Source organism: Arthrobacter sp. 05T45 (assembly GCF_056395875.1).
The window spans coordinates 23562-38474 of the sequence record NZ_JBFTKI010000029.1 but is presented as its reverse complement, the minus strand read 5'-3'; the positions used below and the strand labels follow the sequence as shown (position 1 = coordinate 38474).

The window sequence follows — 14913 nt, the reverse complement described above, 5'->3', positions numbered from 1 at the left end:
TTAATTGTTCCCCCAATATTTGCGACGGCGGGGTGATTATCCCGCTCGAGACCTCAGTATCAGGTATGGGGCCGGAAGTTATTGTCAGGTCTGGAAGACGGTGCAGAACCGTTACCTTGGGCTGCCAGTTGGCCGCCAACACGGCCAACATTCACAGCAGATGATTCTTGGGCCGGTCGGGAGTTTCACTCCGGGGCGGAGACGAGTAAGGCCGGCCCGGAACGATCTTTCGATCGCCCCGGGCCGGCCTCTGAACCGCGCATGATCTGCGCTCCCGCGGAAGGTAAGAGATTCGAACTCTTGGTACGGGGTCACCGCACACTGGTTTTCAAGACCAGCTCCATCGGCCGCTCGGACAACCTTCCCTAACGAGTAGTCTTTCATAGGCAGTCGGCTGCCACAAAAACCAAAAACACGGTGCGCTTGCGGACGTGTGCAGCTCCCCGCCATATTCTGGGGAGTGATGTTGATCGGACCTGGCGATCGCGGCGAACGTGCGCGGAGCCAGTTAGGAATCGGGAGTGCTCCATGAAGGCTGTCTATATCTCAGAGCCCGGCGGACCCGAGGTCCTGGAAGTCCGTGAGGTTCAGGCCCCGGTGGCCGGCCCCGGGGAGGTGCTGATCGACGTCGTGGCCGCGGGCCTTAACCGTGCCGATGTCCAGCAGCGCAAGGGCTTCTACCCGCCGCCCCCAGGCGCCTCCGAGATCCCCGGGCTGGAGGTCTCCGGCCGGATCGCAGGGTTCGGCCCGGGCGTGACCAAGGCGTTTTCCGTGGGGGACAAGGTGGTGGCGCTGCTCGCCGGCGGCGGCTACGCCCAGCAGGTGGCCGTGCCCGCGGGGCAGGTCCTGAGGATCCCCGACGGCGTGGATCTGGTCACAGCGGCGTCGCTGCCCGAGGTCGCGGCGACGGTCTATTCCAACCTGATCATGACGGCGCAGCTGCAGCCGGGCGAAACTGTCCTCATCCACGGAGCCACAGGCGGTATCGGCACCATGGCCATCCAGCTGGCCAAGGCCGTTGGCGCCCGCGTGGCCACGACGGCCGGGAACGCGGAAAAAGTCGGCACCGCCAAGGCCTTCCTCGGGGCGGACATCGCCATCAACTACGCGGAGGAAAACTTCCCGGCGAGCCTGCGCGCGCAAAACGGCGGCAAGGGCGCGGACGTCATCCTCGACGTCGTCGGGGCCAAATACCTCGAGCAGAACATCGATGCGCTCGCCGACTACGGACGCCTCGTCGTGATCGGGCTGCAGGGCGGTGCGAAGGCGGAACTGGACCTTGGCCAGCTGCTGCAGAAACGGGCCGCCATCATCGCCACCGCGCTGCGTCCCCGCCCGGTCGAGGAAAAGACCGTGATCATGAACGCCGTCCGCGACGCCGTGTGGCCGATGCTGACCGATGGCAGGATCCGGCCCCTTGTGGCCAAGAGCTTCCCGCTGGACCAGGTCGCCGCCGCACACACCTACTTCGACTCCGGCGACCACGTGGGCAAGGTCCTGCTGGTCATGTAGCGGGGTGCCGGATCCGGCCTGAAACCGCAGGTCCGGGCCGACTTATTCCGTGCGGGGCATGCGCTGTTTTGCGGCAAGGACACCAAAGACGATAGCGTGGTTCCATACGCGGTATACACGCGTCTTGGGGCGCGTGTATGCTGTGTGATTTCGTGACTTAGCGATTCCGGGGGGCGCCATGTCTATCCGTCACAGTCTCCTCGCCCTCTTGCAGGACCGCCCGCGCTACGGGTACCAGCTCAGGACCGAATTCGAAGACCGCACCGGGTCCTCCTGGCCGCTGAACATCGGACAGGTCTATACCACCCTGGACCGGCTGGAACGCGACGGGCTGGTCCGCAAAGACGGCGGCGACGGCGACGGGCACGTCATCTACAGCATCACCACGGCCGGCCGGACCGAAGTCGGCTCCTGGTTCACGGCCCCGGTATCCCGCGCGAATCCGCCCCGGAATGAACTGGCCATCAAGCTCGCCCTCGGCCTCACAATTCCCGGGACAGACGTCGGCGCCATCGTCCAGGCCCAGCGGACGGTCTCCATCCGCGCGTTGCAGGACTACACCAAGTCCCGCCGCGACACGGCCGCGCTTCAGCGCCCGGCCGACACCGCTAGGCTCCTGGTGCTGGATTCCCTCATCTTCCAGACCGAAGCCGAGGTGCGCTGGCTGGACCTCTGCGAGGCCCGCCTCGTGCAGCTCAGCAACCTCCGGGCGTAGCCGGGCCGACCGCTCGTCGCGCAATCCACACCGCCGGGCGCAGGGACCCGACCGGGACCCGCCCGCATTGGTAGGGTGCCGGAGGGCAGTTCTGTACCGGTGGACTGCCCAGCTGGGTTTCTCAAGGAGGAGACATGGGCACAATGCCAGATGGCACACAACGCGAAAGCACAAACAACCTCACGCAGGGCAGCGCGCGTGGCACCGCGCAACTCGACGACGGGGTCGTTCCGGACCCGTCCCTCCCGCCGACGTCGGTGGATGAGTCGGTCCGCGACGCCGCGGACCGCGCCTGGACGCCCGCCAAGATCGCGCTGTGGGCGGCCATTGCGCTGCTGGGCGGGATCGCCTGGTTCATGCTCGCCATCATCCGCGGCGAGACCGTCAATGCCATCTGGTTTGTGTTCGCCTCCGTCTGCACCTACCTGATCGGCTACCGCTTCTACTCCAAGGTCATTGAGCGTTACCTGACCAAGCCCAACGACCGCCGTGCCACCCCGGCCGAATACAAGGCCGACGGCAAGGACTACGTCCGGACGGACCGCAACGTCCTCTTCGGCCACCACTTCGCCGCCATCGCCGGCGCCGGCCCCCTGGTGGGCCCGGTCATCGCGGCCCAGATGGGCTACCTGCCCGGCACGATCTGGATCATCATCGGCGTCGTCCTTGCCGGCGCCGTCCAGGACTACCTCGTCCTGTTCTTCTCCATGCGCCGCGGGGGCCGGTCCCTGGGCCAGATGGCCCGCGAGGAACTCGGCGTCATCGGCGGCACGGCCGCCCTCGTCGCAACCCTGCTCATCATGGTGATCATCGTGGCCATCCTCGCCCTGGTGGTTGTCAACGCCCTCGGCGAGAGCCCCTGGGGCGTCTTCTCGGTGGGCATGACCATCCCGATCGCCCTCTTCATGGGCGTGTACCTGCGCTTCATCCGGCCGGGCAAGGTCATGGAGGTGTCCGTGATCGGTTTCGTGCTGCTCATGGCTGCCATCATCGGCGGCGGCGCCGTGGCGGGCACCGAATGGGGTGCCGCGTTCTTCCACCTGGACAAGGTCACCATCGCCTGGGGCCTCATCATCTACGGCTTCATCGCAGCCATCCTGCCCGTCTGGCTCCTCCTGGCCCCCCGCGACTACCTCTCCACGTTCATGAAGATCGGCGTGATTGTGATGCTGGCGCTGGCCATCATCGTGGTCCGCCCCGAAATCACCGTGCCGGCCTTCAGCGAGTTCGCCGGCCGGGACAACGGTCCGGTGTTCTCCGGCGCCCTGTTCCCGTTCCTGTTCGTCACGATCGCCTGCGGCGCGCTGTCCGGGTTCCACGCGCTGATCGCCTCCGGCACCACACCGAAGCTGATCGAGAAGGAGCGCCAGACGCGCCTGATCGGCTACGGCGGCATGCTCATGGAATCCTTCGTGGCCATCATGGCCCTCGTGGCCGCAATCTCCATTGACCGCGGCATCTACTTCGCCATGAACGCCCCCGCGGCGCTGACCGGCGGGACCGTCGAGACCGCGGCCGCGTGGGTCAACAGCCTGGGCCTGTCCGGCGTCAACATCACGGCCGGTGATCTCGCGCAGACGGCCAAGGACGTGGGGGAGCAAAGCATCGTGTCGCGTTCGGGCGGCGCGCCCACCCTCGCCGTCGGCCTTGCCCACATCATGCAGCAGTTCATCGGCGGCACGGCAATGATGGCCTTCTGGTACCACTTCGCCATCATGTTTGAGGCCCTCTTCATCCTCACGGCCGTCGACGCCGGCACCCGCGTTGCCCGGTTCATGCTCCAGGACTCGATCGGCAACTTCGTCCCGAAGTTTAAGGAACACTCCTGGCGCCCGGGTGCCTGGCTCTGCACGGCCATCATGGTGGCCGCATGGGGCGCGGTCCTGATCATGGGCGTCACCGACCCGCTGGGCGGCATCAACACCCTGTTCCCGCTGTTCGGGATCGCCAACCAGCTGCTGGCGGCCATCGCCCTCTCGGTCTGCCTGGCCATTGCCGCCAAGAGCACCGCCCCGAAGTACCTGTGGATCGTGGCGGCGCCGCTGGCGTTCGCCGCCGTCGTGACCATCACGGCGAGCTTCTACAAGATCTTCTCGCCCGTTCCGGCGGTGGGCTACTTCGCCAACAACGCAGCCTTCGCCAAGGCTCTGGCGGACGGCAAGACGTCCTTCGGGACCGCCAAGACCCAGGCCGCCATGGAGGCCGTGGTCCGCAACACCATGATCCAGGGATGGCTGTCGATCATCTTCGTGGTGCTGAGCATCATCGTCATCGTCACGGCGGTGATGGCGACCATCAAGGCCCTGCGGAACACGGCCGCGGGGCTCCCCAACGCCGAGAACGAAGACCCCGCCCGGGCCTCCCGTGTCTTCGCTCCGGCAGGGTTTGTTCCCACGGCGGCGGAGCGTGACCTCGTGGCCGAGTGGAACCAGCTCCCGGCCGGAGAACGGCTCGAAAAGTCCGGGCACCACTGATGCGGAGCCCGACGTGAACGCCGTCCTTGCCGGGGTCCGCGGCTTTGCCGCATACCTCGGCGGAGTGTTGGGCGCCGATGCCTACAAGAAGTACCTGGAGCACCATGAGACCGCCGGGCACACCAGCAGTCCCCTCACCGAGCGGGAGTTCTGGCGTGACCGGACCGACCGGCAGGACACCAACCCGCAGGGGCGGTGTTGTTGAGGCGGTGCTGCTGAGCCGGTGTTGTTGAGCTGGTGCTGCTGAGCCGGTGCTGCTAAGCGGGTGCCGCTGGGCAGCTGGCCCGGCCGGGCCGGGGGAGGGGCGGCGTGGGGCACAGCGGTGTCCGACGCCGCCCCTCCGCTCCTGGCGGACGCCGGGTCCGGGGCGCCCGGCGCGTGAGAGTATGAAGCCATGAGCGATCAGCACGACACTCAGCCCCGCGCCCAAACTGCCGACGACGTGCCCGTCGAAGGCACACCCGTGGATGACGCCCTGCCCGGGACGCCCCTGGCGCCACCGGCTGCAGTGCCGCCCGGCCGCGCCGGTGGATCCGGTGCCGGGCCCAGGCCGCCCCGGGGCAGCGAACTTCAGGACCTCGTGGACCAGCCCGCGAAGGTCATGCGGATCGGCACGATGGTCAAGCAGTTGCTGGACGAGGTGAAGTCCGCGCCCCTGGACGACGCGGCCCGCGTCCGGCTGGCTGAAATCCACGACCGGTCCATCAAGGAACTCGAGGACGGCCTGGCCCCGGAGCTCGTTGAGGAGCTCGAACGGATCAACCTTCCCTTTCCGGAGAACGCCACCCCCTCCGACGCGGAACTGAGGATAGCCCAGGCCCAGCTGGTCGGCTGGCTTGAGGGGCTCTTCCACGGCATCCAGACGGCCATCGCGGCGCAGCACGCCGCCAGGGAGCACACCTACGCCCAAATGCAGCTGCGCCAGCTGCCGCCCGGAACCGTGATCGCGCCGGGCGTCATCATCGGGGAAAACGGCGAACCGGTCCGCGCCGCCGCGCCGCGTCACGGCGCGGAGTCCCCCGAGCCGCCCGAACCCGCGGACCCTGACCATGGCCCGGGCCAGTACCTTTAGCGCGACCTTGGGCTTCTTCAGCGCAGCACGGCAAGGCCGCAGGGACGACGCAGAACTTGGCAAGGGGCTCTGGCGGCGCGCCCATGACCGGTTCAACCGCGGACTTGACCGCTACCACCAGGTCCTTGAGGGGGTCGAAGACGAGGCCCTGTACGGCGAGCTCGTCGAGATCGCCAATCAGCTCTCCGCGCTCGCGCCCCGGGTCCGGCAGGTCTGCGTGGAGGCCCAGCGGCGCTTTCCCAGCAATGGATTGGATATCCCGGGGCCGCTGGCAGGGGTCCACCGCGCCCTGTCGACGGCTGGCAACTCCCTGGCCATGACGGCTGAGGCGGCCGCGATGCTCCGGCTCGCAGTGGGGCCGGTCCCGGCGGGTGCCGCGTCGGTGCGGCGGCGCGCCGATTCCGTGCTGGAACAGGTCCGCGACGCCGAGCGGCGGCTTGCGGAAGCCGACGGCGGCGGGCCGACGCCAGCCTGAGCCGCTACGCGAATTAGTCTCTTGCACAGGCCCGCCCCGGCATGGCTGGAGTTCCCGAAATTTCCCGATATTTCCCGAAATTCCCGGGTATTCCCGGTTACGCGCCTAGCTTAGCGGCGCCCTGTCGCTGGCCGGAGGGCGCCGAAATTGGCAGGATACTTATATGACTTTTTCACCGGAACTGACTTTCAATGACGGCAACACCATCCCCCAGCTTGGCTACGGCGTGTGGCAGGTTGAAGATGACGTGGCCGAAAAGGTGGTTGTCCAGGCGTTCGAGGCCGGCTTCCGCCACATCGACACGGCAAAGATCTACGGCAACGAAGCAGGCGTAGGCCGCGCCATCGAGCGTTCCGGCCTCAAGCCCGAAGAAATTTTCATCACCACCAAGCTGTGGAACGCGGACCAGGGCTACGAGTCCACCCTGAAGGCGTTCGAGGAATCCATGGAGCGGCTCGGCCTCGAGACCCTGGACCTGTACCTGATCCACTGGATGCAGCCCAAGCAGGACAAATACGTTGACACCTGGAAGGCGCTCATCGAGCTCCAGAAGCAGGGCCGGGTCAAGACCATTGGCGTCTCCAACTTCACCAAGGAGGGCCTGCAGCGCCTGATCGATGAGACCGGCGTGGTTCCGACCATCAACCAGGTCGAACTGCACCCGTTCTTCAGCCAGGCCGACCTGCGCGAGTTCAACGCGTCCAAGGGCATCCTCACCCAGGCATGGTCGCCGCTGGGCCAGGGCGGCGAGCTCCTCGAGAGCCCCGTCATTGCCCAGATCGCCGCCAAGCACGGCGCCACCCCGGCCCAGGTTGTCATCGCCTGGCACCTGGCCATCGGCAACGTGGTCATCCCGAAGTCGGTGACCGAGTCCCGGATCCGCGAGAACTACGCGGCCCTGGACGTCAGCCTCGACGAGACCGACATCCAGGCCATCAACGGGCTGGACCGTTCCGCCGAAGATGCCGGCAGGATCGGTCCGGATCCGGCCGTCTCCGACTTCGCCTAAGCACCTCCCAAGACGCCGGCAGCCAGCCGGCGTTCGCACAGGGCCTTCACCCCGCACGGGGTGGAGGCCCTTCGGGCGTCCGGCACCTTCCCGCCGTCCGCGACCTTCCCGCCGTCCGCGACCGTGACCGGCCAATCCCATGCGCTCGGAGATAGACGGCCCGGACACAGGCGCCGGTCCCGAAAGCCCCCGGAGTCAGGCGGCGGCCCGGCGCTCTTTCGCCGGAATTGCATCGACCACGGCCCAGCCGTCTTCGCCCGCAACGCAGCGGCTGGCGAAGCGGTCTGCGGCGGCAGCGTCATCGAAGCTCTCGGTGCGGATCCGGCCGCAGTCGGTGTCCAGGTAGGTGACCGCGAAATACAGTGCGCCGTCCTGTGCGTCGTTGAAATCCGCCTCAAAATCTGACTCGATATCATGGCGGAAACTCTGCTGGAAATTCTGGTTGTTCTCCATGCTTCCAGTGTGCGACTGACCTCCGACACTAAGACTTCACTCCTCCGGCGTGTTGCCGAGCCGCAGCACCCGTTCACGCGCCAGGACTTCCTTGCGTCGCTGGCGGTCGGCGGCCCGTGCCGTCTGCTGCGCCAAAGCCGCCGCCAGCTCGTGATTCTTCCGGGCCGTTTTGAGACCGGCTTCTGCCGCGTCCAGACGCCGCCTGAGCTCGCGCACCTCGTCGGCCAGCAGGGTGGTTTCCGCCGTCACCTCCGCCAGCTCCGCGGCCGCGCGGCCTGCCTCCTCGTCGGTTTCCGCGGCGGCCACTTCGGCTGCCTCCAGGGCGGCCCGCGCCCGTTCCACCGCCGACGGCGTGGGCGTCATCCGTGCCGTGCCGACGGCCCGGAGGCGGGGTTGTTCCGTTGTCGGCTTTCCGCCGGCAGTTGTGCCACGCTGTGCGGTCCGGTCCGCCGGTTCTGTCCCGCCGGCGCCGGGCGCTGGTTCTGTCCCGCGGACGCTGGCCGTTCCAGGCGCGGCTCCAGTGCCGGGCACCGTCGCCGCATGGCTCCCCGGGACAGCCACTGCGCCGGCGAGATCGACGACGTCGACCCCGTCCGCCGAGAGCGCCCGGAGCAGGCAGCCGCTTTGCACGGCGGCGGCGGCCCCCGGATCGGCGGTGGCGGCCCGCAGGGTCTGCTCCACTTCCGTCGCGACGGCGGCGCTGATGGCCCGTCCGTGCCGGGCCGCCAAGGCCTGTGCCGCCTTCACCGTGCTGCCGAGGAGCTGGCGCCGCTGCTGGGCGAGGCGACGGAGGTCCGCTGCATCCAGGGCATCCTGTGCGGCCTGCATCGACGTCCCCAGCGCAGCCAGCTCCCGCAGGATTTCGGGGCTGTGCGCCGCCAGCATGTTCACCGCCCACGCCGCCACCGACGGCTTGGGCAGGGCACGGACTGCGGCCGCCAGGGCACGCTGCTCGGCGGCGGTGACGCCCGCGGAACTGACGTCTTTGGCCGCCGCCGTTCTAGCAGCCACGAAATCCCCGTAGGGCAATGCATAGAGCGGTCCGGCAATGCCCGCTAGTTCCCGCGATCCCATGCAAGAATCATAGGAGTCTGGCCCCGCCGCGAGTTCGCTGCCCCATCATCAGGCCCGGTGCCGTCACGTTCTGGAGGAGATTTCACTTGATCGAAATTGGTGGGCTCCCGGCCCATGTCCTGCTCGTCCACGCCGTAGTGGTATTAGCGCCCATCGCAGGTCTTGCCGCCATCGTTTATGCCGTGGCACGGCGCTGGTGGGGCTACTTGGCCTGGCCCCTGGGCGTGTTGTCACTGGGGCTGGTGCCAGTAACACTCTTGACCGCGCAGGCAGGCGAGCAGTTGGAGAAAGTCCGTCCGGCGTCGGCGGTGGTCCACGAGCACGCCCAGGAAGGTGACGTACTCAAAGTGCTTTCCGTGATCTTCTTCGTCCTGGTCGCGGCAATGTTGATAGTCACCTACGAGCCCTTTGGCCGGCGCCTGGCGTTCCTTGGCGGCCTTCGGAGCAACCGGATTGTCCGGGGAGCCGTCCTGATTGCCGGCGCCCTCGCGGGGGGCTTCTTCATTTACCAGAGCATCATCACGGGACATTCCGGCGCGGCCTCGGTCTGGGCGCGCTAAGTCAGCCCATCCGCGGGCCCTTGGCCAGGTGATGCGTGCCGGGCCCGGTGCAGCGTGACGAGCAGCAGGACGAAGGCCGTTGCCTGCAGTGTGGCCACGGCAGCGATGAGCGCCGGCCGTGCGCCATAAAGTGACCCGTACAGGGCGCCGCCGGCCAAGGCGCCGGCGCCCTCGAACGCCGCGAACACCCCGTACGCCGTGCCCTGCCGGGGTTGGGGCACCAGATCGGCAACCAACGCCTTGACCGTGGAGTCCTGGATGCCGGTGGCGGCGCCCCAGACCAGGACGCCCGCGAGCACGAGCCCGGCGCTCGGCGCCAGGGCCAGCACGGGCACCCCCATAATCAGCACGGGAAGTGCCAGGAGCACGGCCGCCCCGGCGCGGTCGTACAGGACGCCACTGGCGAGGGCCCCGACGGCGCCGGCCCCCATGGCGCCGGCGTACAGCAGCGGAACCACCGGGACGGGGACGGCCACGTCGGCCGTCAGGTGATAGGAGATGACGCCGAAGGCGACCAGTCCGGCGCTCCAGAAGAACCCGGCCAACGCAAACAAGATGAAGACGCTGGAGAGCGCCGACGGCGGCCGCCCGGCGGGTTTCCCGCGGGGCGGCTCCGGCAGTACGGAGGGGTCGGCCGCAGGCCTGTCCGCGCCGGGATCCCGGACGCGGCGGCGCAGCCACACGAGAATCGCCAGCGCCGCCGCCGCCGGAATGATGAGCACCGCAAAGGCTGCCGGCAGTGAGCCGGTGGTAACCAGCACCGCCGAGACGAGCAGCGGGCCCAAGAGCGCCCCGGCCAGATCGAGGGACTTGTGGACGGCGAAGCCGCGGCCCCGGCCAACCGGCCCGGCGACGGTGGCGAGCAGCACGGTTTTCGCCGGGCTTCGGACGGCTTTGCCGACCCTGTCCCCGATGATGAGCACGGCCGCCAGGGCCATCCCGGCGGTCCCGGCGAACGGCGTCAATGCCAGCAGCGGGACGCACACCGCCGTCAGCACATAGCCGGCCATCGTGAAAGTCCAGTACTTCCCGGTGCGGTCCGCCCAGGGGCCGAACACCAGCCGGAGTCCCTGGGACGCGGCTTCGGCGGCGCCGGTCACGAGGCCGACGAACAGCGCGGACGCACCGAGCTGGGCCAGCAGGGGACCGCCGAGCGGGCGGGCGCCGTCGGACACCATGTCCGCGGCGAGGCTGACCAGGCCGAAGCCGACAACCGGGCCCCACAGCCGGTGCCGCCAATTCCCGGTTTGGCCGGACCGCGACGGCGGGTATTGCTGGCCGGCTGGCATCCTGCGCCCGGGCCGTTCCATTTCCTAAGGCTGACGGACGGCCCGGAAAAAGACAATACGCAGGTCAGGGGCCTGTCGCCGGGTCGAGGCGCAGAAGGAAATATTGGCCAAAGAGGTTCTTTCTGGGCGGCAGCTTGGTACTTTTTGAGAGCCGATCCGTATTGTGCGGGCCGGGGGGACCCACAATGACGGACTGAAAGGCAACACACCCATGAGCTCGGACGGCACCCACCGGCACCCGCCGGAAGGGGCCCTCATCCTCGGTGCCGCCCCGCGCGCCAAGAGCCGCACCAACCAGGCCGCACCTGCACGCCATTCTCACGGAGGAACTGTGAAACCGTTTTCGAATCCCCCACTCCACGCCGGGGGAAGGCGCCCGAGCCTCACTGCCACACTTCTGGGCATCGCTGTGGCTGCCGGACTGGCCCTCACCGGCGTCGCCGCGGCCTCGCTTCCCCTGGCCTCTGCCGCCACAACGCCGCCCACCGGCTGGCTGCACACCTCTGGCGCAAGGATCCTGGACTCGAACAACGCCCCGTATACGATCAAGGCCGCGTCCTGGTTCGGCATGGAAACCACCGACTGCATGCCGCACGGGCTCTGGGGAACACTGACCATCGACGAGGCCCTGGCCAACATCAAATCGATGGGATTCAACACCGTCCGCCTGCCGTTCTCCAACGAGTGCCTGGCAGCGGCATCCATCAAGGGCAACCTGAACTACTGGGCCAACCGCGCCTACGCGCTGGAGGGCAAGACGCCCCTGGTCCTGATGGACACGGTGATCGCCCGCGCGAAGGCCAACGGCCTGCAGATCATCCTGGACCGGCACCGGCCGTCCTCTGCCGACCAGTCCCCGCTCTGGTACACCTCCGCCTACCCGGAGTCGAAGTGGATCGCTGACTGGCAAATGCTCGCCGCCCGCTATAAGAACGATCCCACCGTCATCGGCGCCGACCTTCACAATGAGCCTGCCGGGGCGGCGACGTGGGGCGGCGCCGCGGCCACCGACTGGCAGGCCGCGGCCACCCGCGGCGGCAACGCCGTCTTGGCCTCCAACCCCAACCTGCTGATCATCGTTGAGGGCATCGAGAACCAGGGCAACGGCACCTCCACCTGGTGGGGCGGCGGCCTGGCCGACGTCAAGAACAAGCCGGTCACCCTGGCCACGCCCAGCCGCGTGGTCTATTCCCCGCATGACTACCCGGCGTCGCTGTTTGCGCAGAAGTGGTTCAGCGACCCCACCTACCCCAACAACCTGCCGGCCGTGTGGGATGCCAACTGGGGTTACATCCAGAAGCAGGGCATCGCCCCGGTTCTGCTCGGAGAGTTCGGGACCGCGCTGCAGACCACGTCGGACAAGCAGTGGATGGAGAAGATCGTCTCCTACCTCGGGACCAATTCCATGAGCTTCGCGTATTGGGCGTTCAACCCGAACAGCGGCATTACCGGAGGCCTTGTCCAGGCGGACTGGCGCACCCCGGAGGCCGCCAAACTGGCCGCGCTCGCGCCCCTCCTGAACGGCACCCCGACGCCGACCGTCACCGCGACGCCGACCCTCACTGCGACGCCGACGGTATCGCCGACCGCCACGCCGTCGCCGACGCCGACCGTCACGCCCACGGCCACGGCGTCGCCGACCGCCACCGCGACGCCGACCGTATCGCCGACCGCCACGCCGACGCCCTCGCCGTCTCCCACCCCTACATCGGGCGCGCCGATCAGCGCAGTCTGGAAACTCGGCAGTTCATGGACCGGCGGCTACGTGGCCAATATCGAGGTCACCGGCCTCCGGGCGGCGGCCGGTTGGAGCGTGAGCTGGCCCGATCCGAACGTCACCCGGGTGGCCAACTCCTGGGGCATCAGCTGCACGGTACTCCCCAAGGTGTCGGTGACCTGCAGCGGCTCGGACTGGGCCACCAAGGTCGCCGCCGGCCAGAAACTGTCCGTAGGCCTGCAGGTGGATTCGCTGAAGGCTCCCGTGAACCCGGTGCTCACCCTGAAGTAGCCGGCCGCGCAAGGACGCCCTCACCGCGCAACGTGTTGACGAGAAGCAGATTGGAGCCGCGGCCACAGCTGCACGTGAGCGACTCCATGCTCCGGCCTGCGCGGGCGCGGAACGGGGTGCGGGTAATCTGGTCATTTTCGCCGCACTCATGATAGGCATGAACATCTCCCGCTCCGCCGCCACCAAGTCCCTGACCGTCCTTGCCGGCCTGCTTCTCGCAGGCTCCCTCGCCGGCTGTGATGCCGCAGCCCACGTTGGCGCCAAAGTCGCTGACGCCGTGCACAGCGCGGCCGCGTCCCAGGCTCCCGGCACCGGCACCGCGCACCCGGGCGAGGCCGCCGCGGCCGTAGCCCAGCTGGCGTCCATCCCGGTGAAGGGCAAGGCCCCAAAGACCGGGTACAGCCGCGGGCAGTTCGGTCCCGCCTGGTCCGATGTGGACCACAACGGCTGCGACACGCGCAACGACATGCTCCGCCGTGACCTCACCGACGTGACGACCAAGCCCGGGACCAGGGATTGCGTCATCGCCTCCGGCAAGCTTGCCGACAAATACACCGGCAAGACCATCACCTTCACCCGTGGTGAGAACTCGGCGGACGTCCAGATCGACCACATTATTCCCCTGTCGCTGGCCTGGCAGACCGGCGCCCAGCAGATCAGCGCCGGCCAGCGCCTCCAGCTCGCCAACGATCCGCTGAACCTGATGTCCGCCGACGGCCCCGCGAACCAGCAGAAGTCAGACTCCTCGGCCGATGCCTGGCTCCCGGCCAACAAGGCGTTCCGGTGCGAATACGTCGCCCGCCAGACGGCTGTGAAGGCCAAGTACAAACTGTGGATGACCCGTCCCGAGCACGACGCCATCGCCGGGATTCTCGCCACCTGCAATTAGCGGCACCGCATCTCTGAGGGTTACCTTCGTCTGCGCCGCCTAAACCGCGCCCAACCCGCGACCAAACCTCCGTCTCGTCGAGCAGCTTCCGTCCCTGAGGACGGTACACCAAGGTGTCGGCCCGTTCTGCTCCCTGACCTGCGGAAACATTCCGGGATGCCATAGTGCCCACGGGACGAAAACGCCGGTAGCATGACAGCCGGGGGCCCGCTGGGGTGCCCGGTAATGGGGGAACCATGGCACAACCGCGCCGGCTACTCGGCAGCAGCCCAAGCTCCGTCATCGCAGGCCGTCACCGCCTCGAGGTCCACAACGCGCAACGCCGCGGAGCCGAGCGTGCCCAGCCCCATGTCCTGCCCCCGCCGAGCCAGGCGCCACACTTCAGCGATTCCGCCGCGGCCGACGTCCCCTGACCCTCCCGGATCCACCCGCCACACCAGTGAAGGAGCATCACATGTCAGATCCGCATAATTCTCAGCAAGGCACCAGCCGGCAGATGTGGCCCAGCGAGCAGCCCCGGCAGAACCCGGGGTGGGCGCCGAACCCGTACGCCGCTGCGGCGTACCCGGCTCAGGGATCCGGGCCCGTGCCACTCTGGGCACCGCTCTACGGCGCTTCCCTGCCAGAGGCCGCGTCGCGGTTCTTCAAGAAGTACGGGACGTTCTCCGGCCGCGCCAGCCGGAGCGAATACTGGTGGTGGATGCTCGTCTCCGGACTCGTCTCGATCGTCTTGAACGTCATCATGCTTGCTGGTGGGGCGGCCGGCGCAAAACTGGGCCCCAACGGCGCCAGCGTCCCCGGCCCCGCCTATATGGTCGGGCTGATCCTGGCAGCCGTCTGGTTCCTGGCAGTCATTGTCCCGTCCCTGGCCCTGACGGTCCGTCGCCTCCACGACGCGAACTTCAGCGGCTGGATGTACCTCATCGTGCTCATCCCGTTTATCGGCGGCATCATTCTCCTCGTCTTCACGCTGCTGGAATCAAAACCCGAGGGCCAGCGCTTCGACGTCCCCGCATAAGCATCCGGGCGCACCCACTGACCCCGCACGAACTACAAGAAGGCCCTGCCGCCCTCGTGGGCTGCGGGGCCTTCTTCTTGGTCGGGGTTCCCAGCCGGGAGCGGCTGCCACCGGGCGCAACACGGGCACGGGAAGAGTCCACCACGTCCACATAAACAGAGGTCACGCTGACGGGCGGCGCCAAGTAAGGTGCAACCTGCCATCTGTGTGCCCTGGCCCTATGCGGCCCCGTATGGGCCCGTCCCGCCGCAACCAATAAAAAACCCCGTATCCCCGTTGAGTCAACGGTGATACGGGGTTCTTCCCGAGCTTCCTGCCAGAATCGAACTGGCGACCTTCTCATTACGAGTGAGGAATTCATCACC

At 67.9% G+C, this 14913-nt stretch carries 15 protein-coding genes and 1 tRNA gene; 12 read left to right on the top strand and 4 right to left on the bottom strand.

The genetic code is table 11. The features are described from left to right. Positions 1 to 277: 277 nt before the first annotated feature. Positions 278 to 365, bottom strand: a tRNA-Ser gene (locus AC1DGD_RS19660). A gap of 163 nt (positions 366 to 528) precedes the next feature. Between AC1DGD_RS19660 and AC1DGD_RS19655 the strand changes: the two genes are divergently transcribed. The 7 genes from AC1DGD_RS19655 to AC1DGD_RS19625 all read left to right on the top strand — a co-directional run bounded on the left by AC1DGD_RS19655 (position 529) and on the right by AC1DGD_RS19625 (position 7257). Further along, entirely contained in the window at positions 529 to 1512 is a 984-nt protein-coding gene (locus AC1DGD_RS19655; RefSeq protein WP_476857941.1) for an NAD(P)H-quinone oxidoreductase, read from the top strand. 178 nt (positions 1513 to 1690) lie between these two features. Next, a complete protein-coding gene (locus AC1DGD_RS19650; protein ID WP_476857940.1) occupies positions 1691 to 2227 on the top strand; it encodes a PadR family transcriptional regulator in 537 nt (178 codons plus the stop codon). Between the two features lie 134 nt (positions 2228 to 2361). Continuing rightward, positions 2362 to 4701 carry a carbon starvation CstA family protein gene (locus AC1DGD_RS19645; RefSeq protein WP_476857939.1) on the top strand — a complete coding sequence of 780 codons (2340 nt, stop codon included), beginning with the start codon at positions 2362 to 2364 and terminating at the stop codon, positions 4699 to 4701. 13 nt (positions 4702 to 4714) lie between these two features. Then, positions 4715 to 4906 carry a YbdD/YjiX family protein gene (locus AC1DGD_RS19640; RefSeq protein ID WP_476857938.1) on the top strand — a complete coding sequence of 64 codons (192 nt, stop codon included), beginning with the start codon at positions 4715 to 4717 and terminating at the stop codon, positions 4904 to 4906. A 189-nt stretch (positions 4907 to 5095) separates the two neighbouring features. Next, positions 5096 to 5773: a bacterial proteasome activator family protein gene (locus AC1DGD_RS19635; protein WP_028276362.1), complete on the top strand. Its 678-nt coding sequence runs from the start codon at positions 5096 to 5098 to the stop codon at positions 5771 to 5773. A gap of 7 nt (positions 5774 to 5780) precedes the next feature. Next, on the top strand, positions 5781 to 6248 hold the full coding sequence (locus AC1DGD_RS19630; protein WP_476857952.1) for a hypothetical protein: 468 nt from the start codon (positions 5781 to 5783) through the stop codon (positions 6246 to 6248). 163 nt (positions 6249 to 6411) lie between these two features. Next, positions 6412 to 7257 carry an aldo/keto reductase gene (locus tag AC1DGD_RS19625; protein ID WP_476857937.1) on the top strand — a complete coding sequence of 282 codons (846 nt, stop codon included), beginning with the start codon at positions 6412 to 6414 and terminating at the stop codon, positions 7255 to 7257. A 195-nt stretch (positions 7258 to 7452) separates the two neighbouring features. On the opposite strand, the gene AC1DGD_RS19620 is transcribed toward AC1DGD_RS19625, so the two are convergent. Beyond that, on the bottom strand, positions 7453 to 7710 hold the full coding sequence (locus AC1DGD_RS19620) for a hypothetical protein (RefSeq protein WP_308443740.1): 258 nt from the start codon (positions 7708 to 7710) through the stop codon (positions 7453 to 7455). A 36-nt stretch (positions 7711 to 7746) separates the two neighbouring features. Continuing rightward, positions 7747 to 8784, bottom strand: a complete 1038-nt coding sequence (locus tag AC1DGD_RS19615; RefSeq protein WP_476857936.1) for a hypothetical protein — start codon at positions 8782 to 8784, stop codon at positions 7747 to 7749. An 86-nt stretch (positions 8785 to 8870) separates the two neighbouring features. On the opposite strand from AC1DGD_RS19615, the gene AC1DGD_RS19610 reads away from it, so the two are divergent. Continuing rightward, complete coding sequence (locus AC1DGD_RS19610) at positions 8871 to 9344, top strand: hypothetical protein (RefSeq protein WP_476857935.1); 474 nt, start codon at positions 8871 to 8873, stop codon at positions 9342 to 9344. Here AC1DGD_RS19610 and AC1DGD_RS19605 read toward each other — a convergent pair. Then, positions 9341 to 10654, bottom strand: coding sequence for an MFS transporter (locus AC1DGD_RS19605; RefSeq protein ID WP_476857934.1), 1314 nt, complete (start codon positions 10652 to 10654; stop codon positions 9341 to 9343). The two genes, AC1DGD_RS19610 and AC1DGD_RS19605, sit on opposite strands and share 4 nt — an antisense overlap. Positions 10655 to 10844: 190 nt before the next feature. Between AC1DGD_RS19605 and AC1DGD_RS19600 the strand changes: the two genes are divergently transcribed. The 4 genes from AC1DGD_RS19600 (at position 10845) to AC1DGD_RS19585 (ending at position 14548) form a co-directional block, all read left to right on the top strand. Further along, a complete protein-coding gene (locus AC1DGD_RS19600) occupies positions 10845 to 12641 on the top strand; it encodes a cellulase family glycosylhydrolase (protein ID WP_476857933.1) in 1797 nt (598 codons plus the stop codon). A gap of 148 nt (positions 12642 to 12789) precedes the next feature. After that, positions 12790 to 13530 (top strand): HNH endonuclease family protein, encoded by a 741-nt coding sequence (locus AC1DGD_RS19595; RefSeq protein WP_476857932.1) that lies wholly within the window; start codon positions 12790 to 12792, stop codon positions 13528 to 13530. Between the two features lie 236 nt (positions 13531 to 13766). Then, positions 13767 to 13943, top strand: a complete 177-nt coding sequence (locus AC1DGD_RS19590) for a hypothetical protein (protein ID WP_476857931.1) — start codon at positions 13767 to 13769, stop codon at positions 13941 to 13943. 41 nt (positions 13944 to 13984) lie between these two features. Beyond that, positions 13985 to 14548, top strand: a complete 564-nt coding sequence (locus tag AC1DGD_RS19585; RefSeq protein WP_476857930.1) for a DUF805 domain-containing protein — start codon at positions 13985 to 13987, stop codon at positions 14546 to 14548. Positions 14549 to 14913 lie beyond the last annotated feature (365 nt).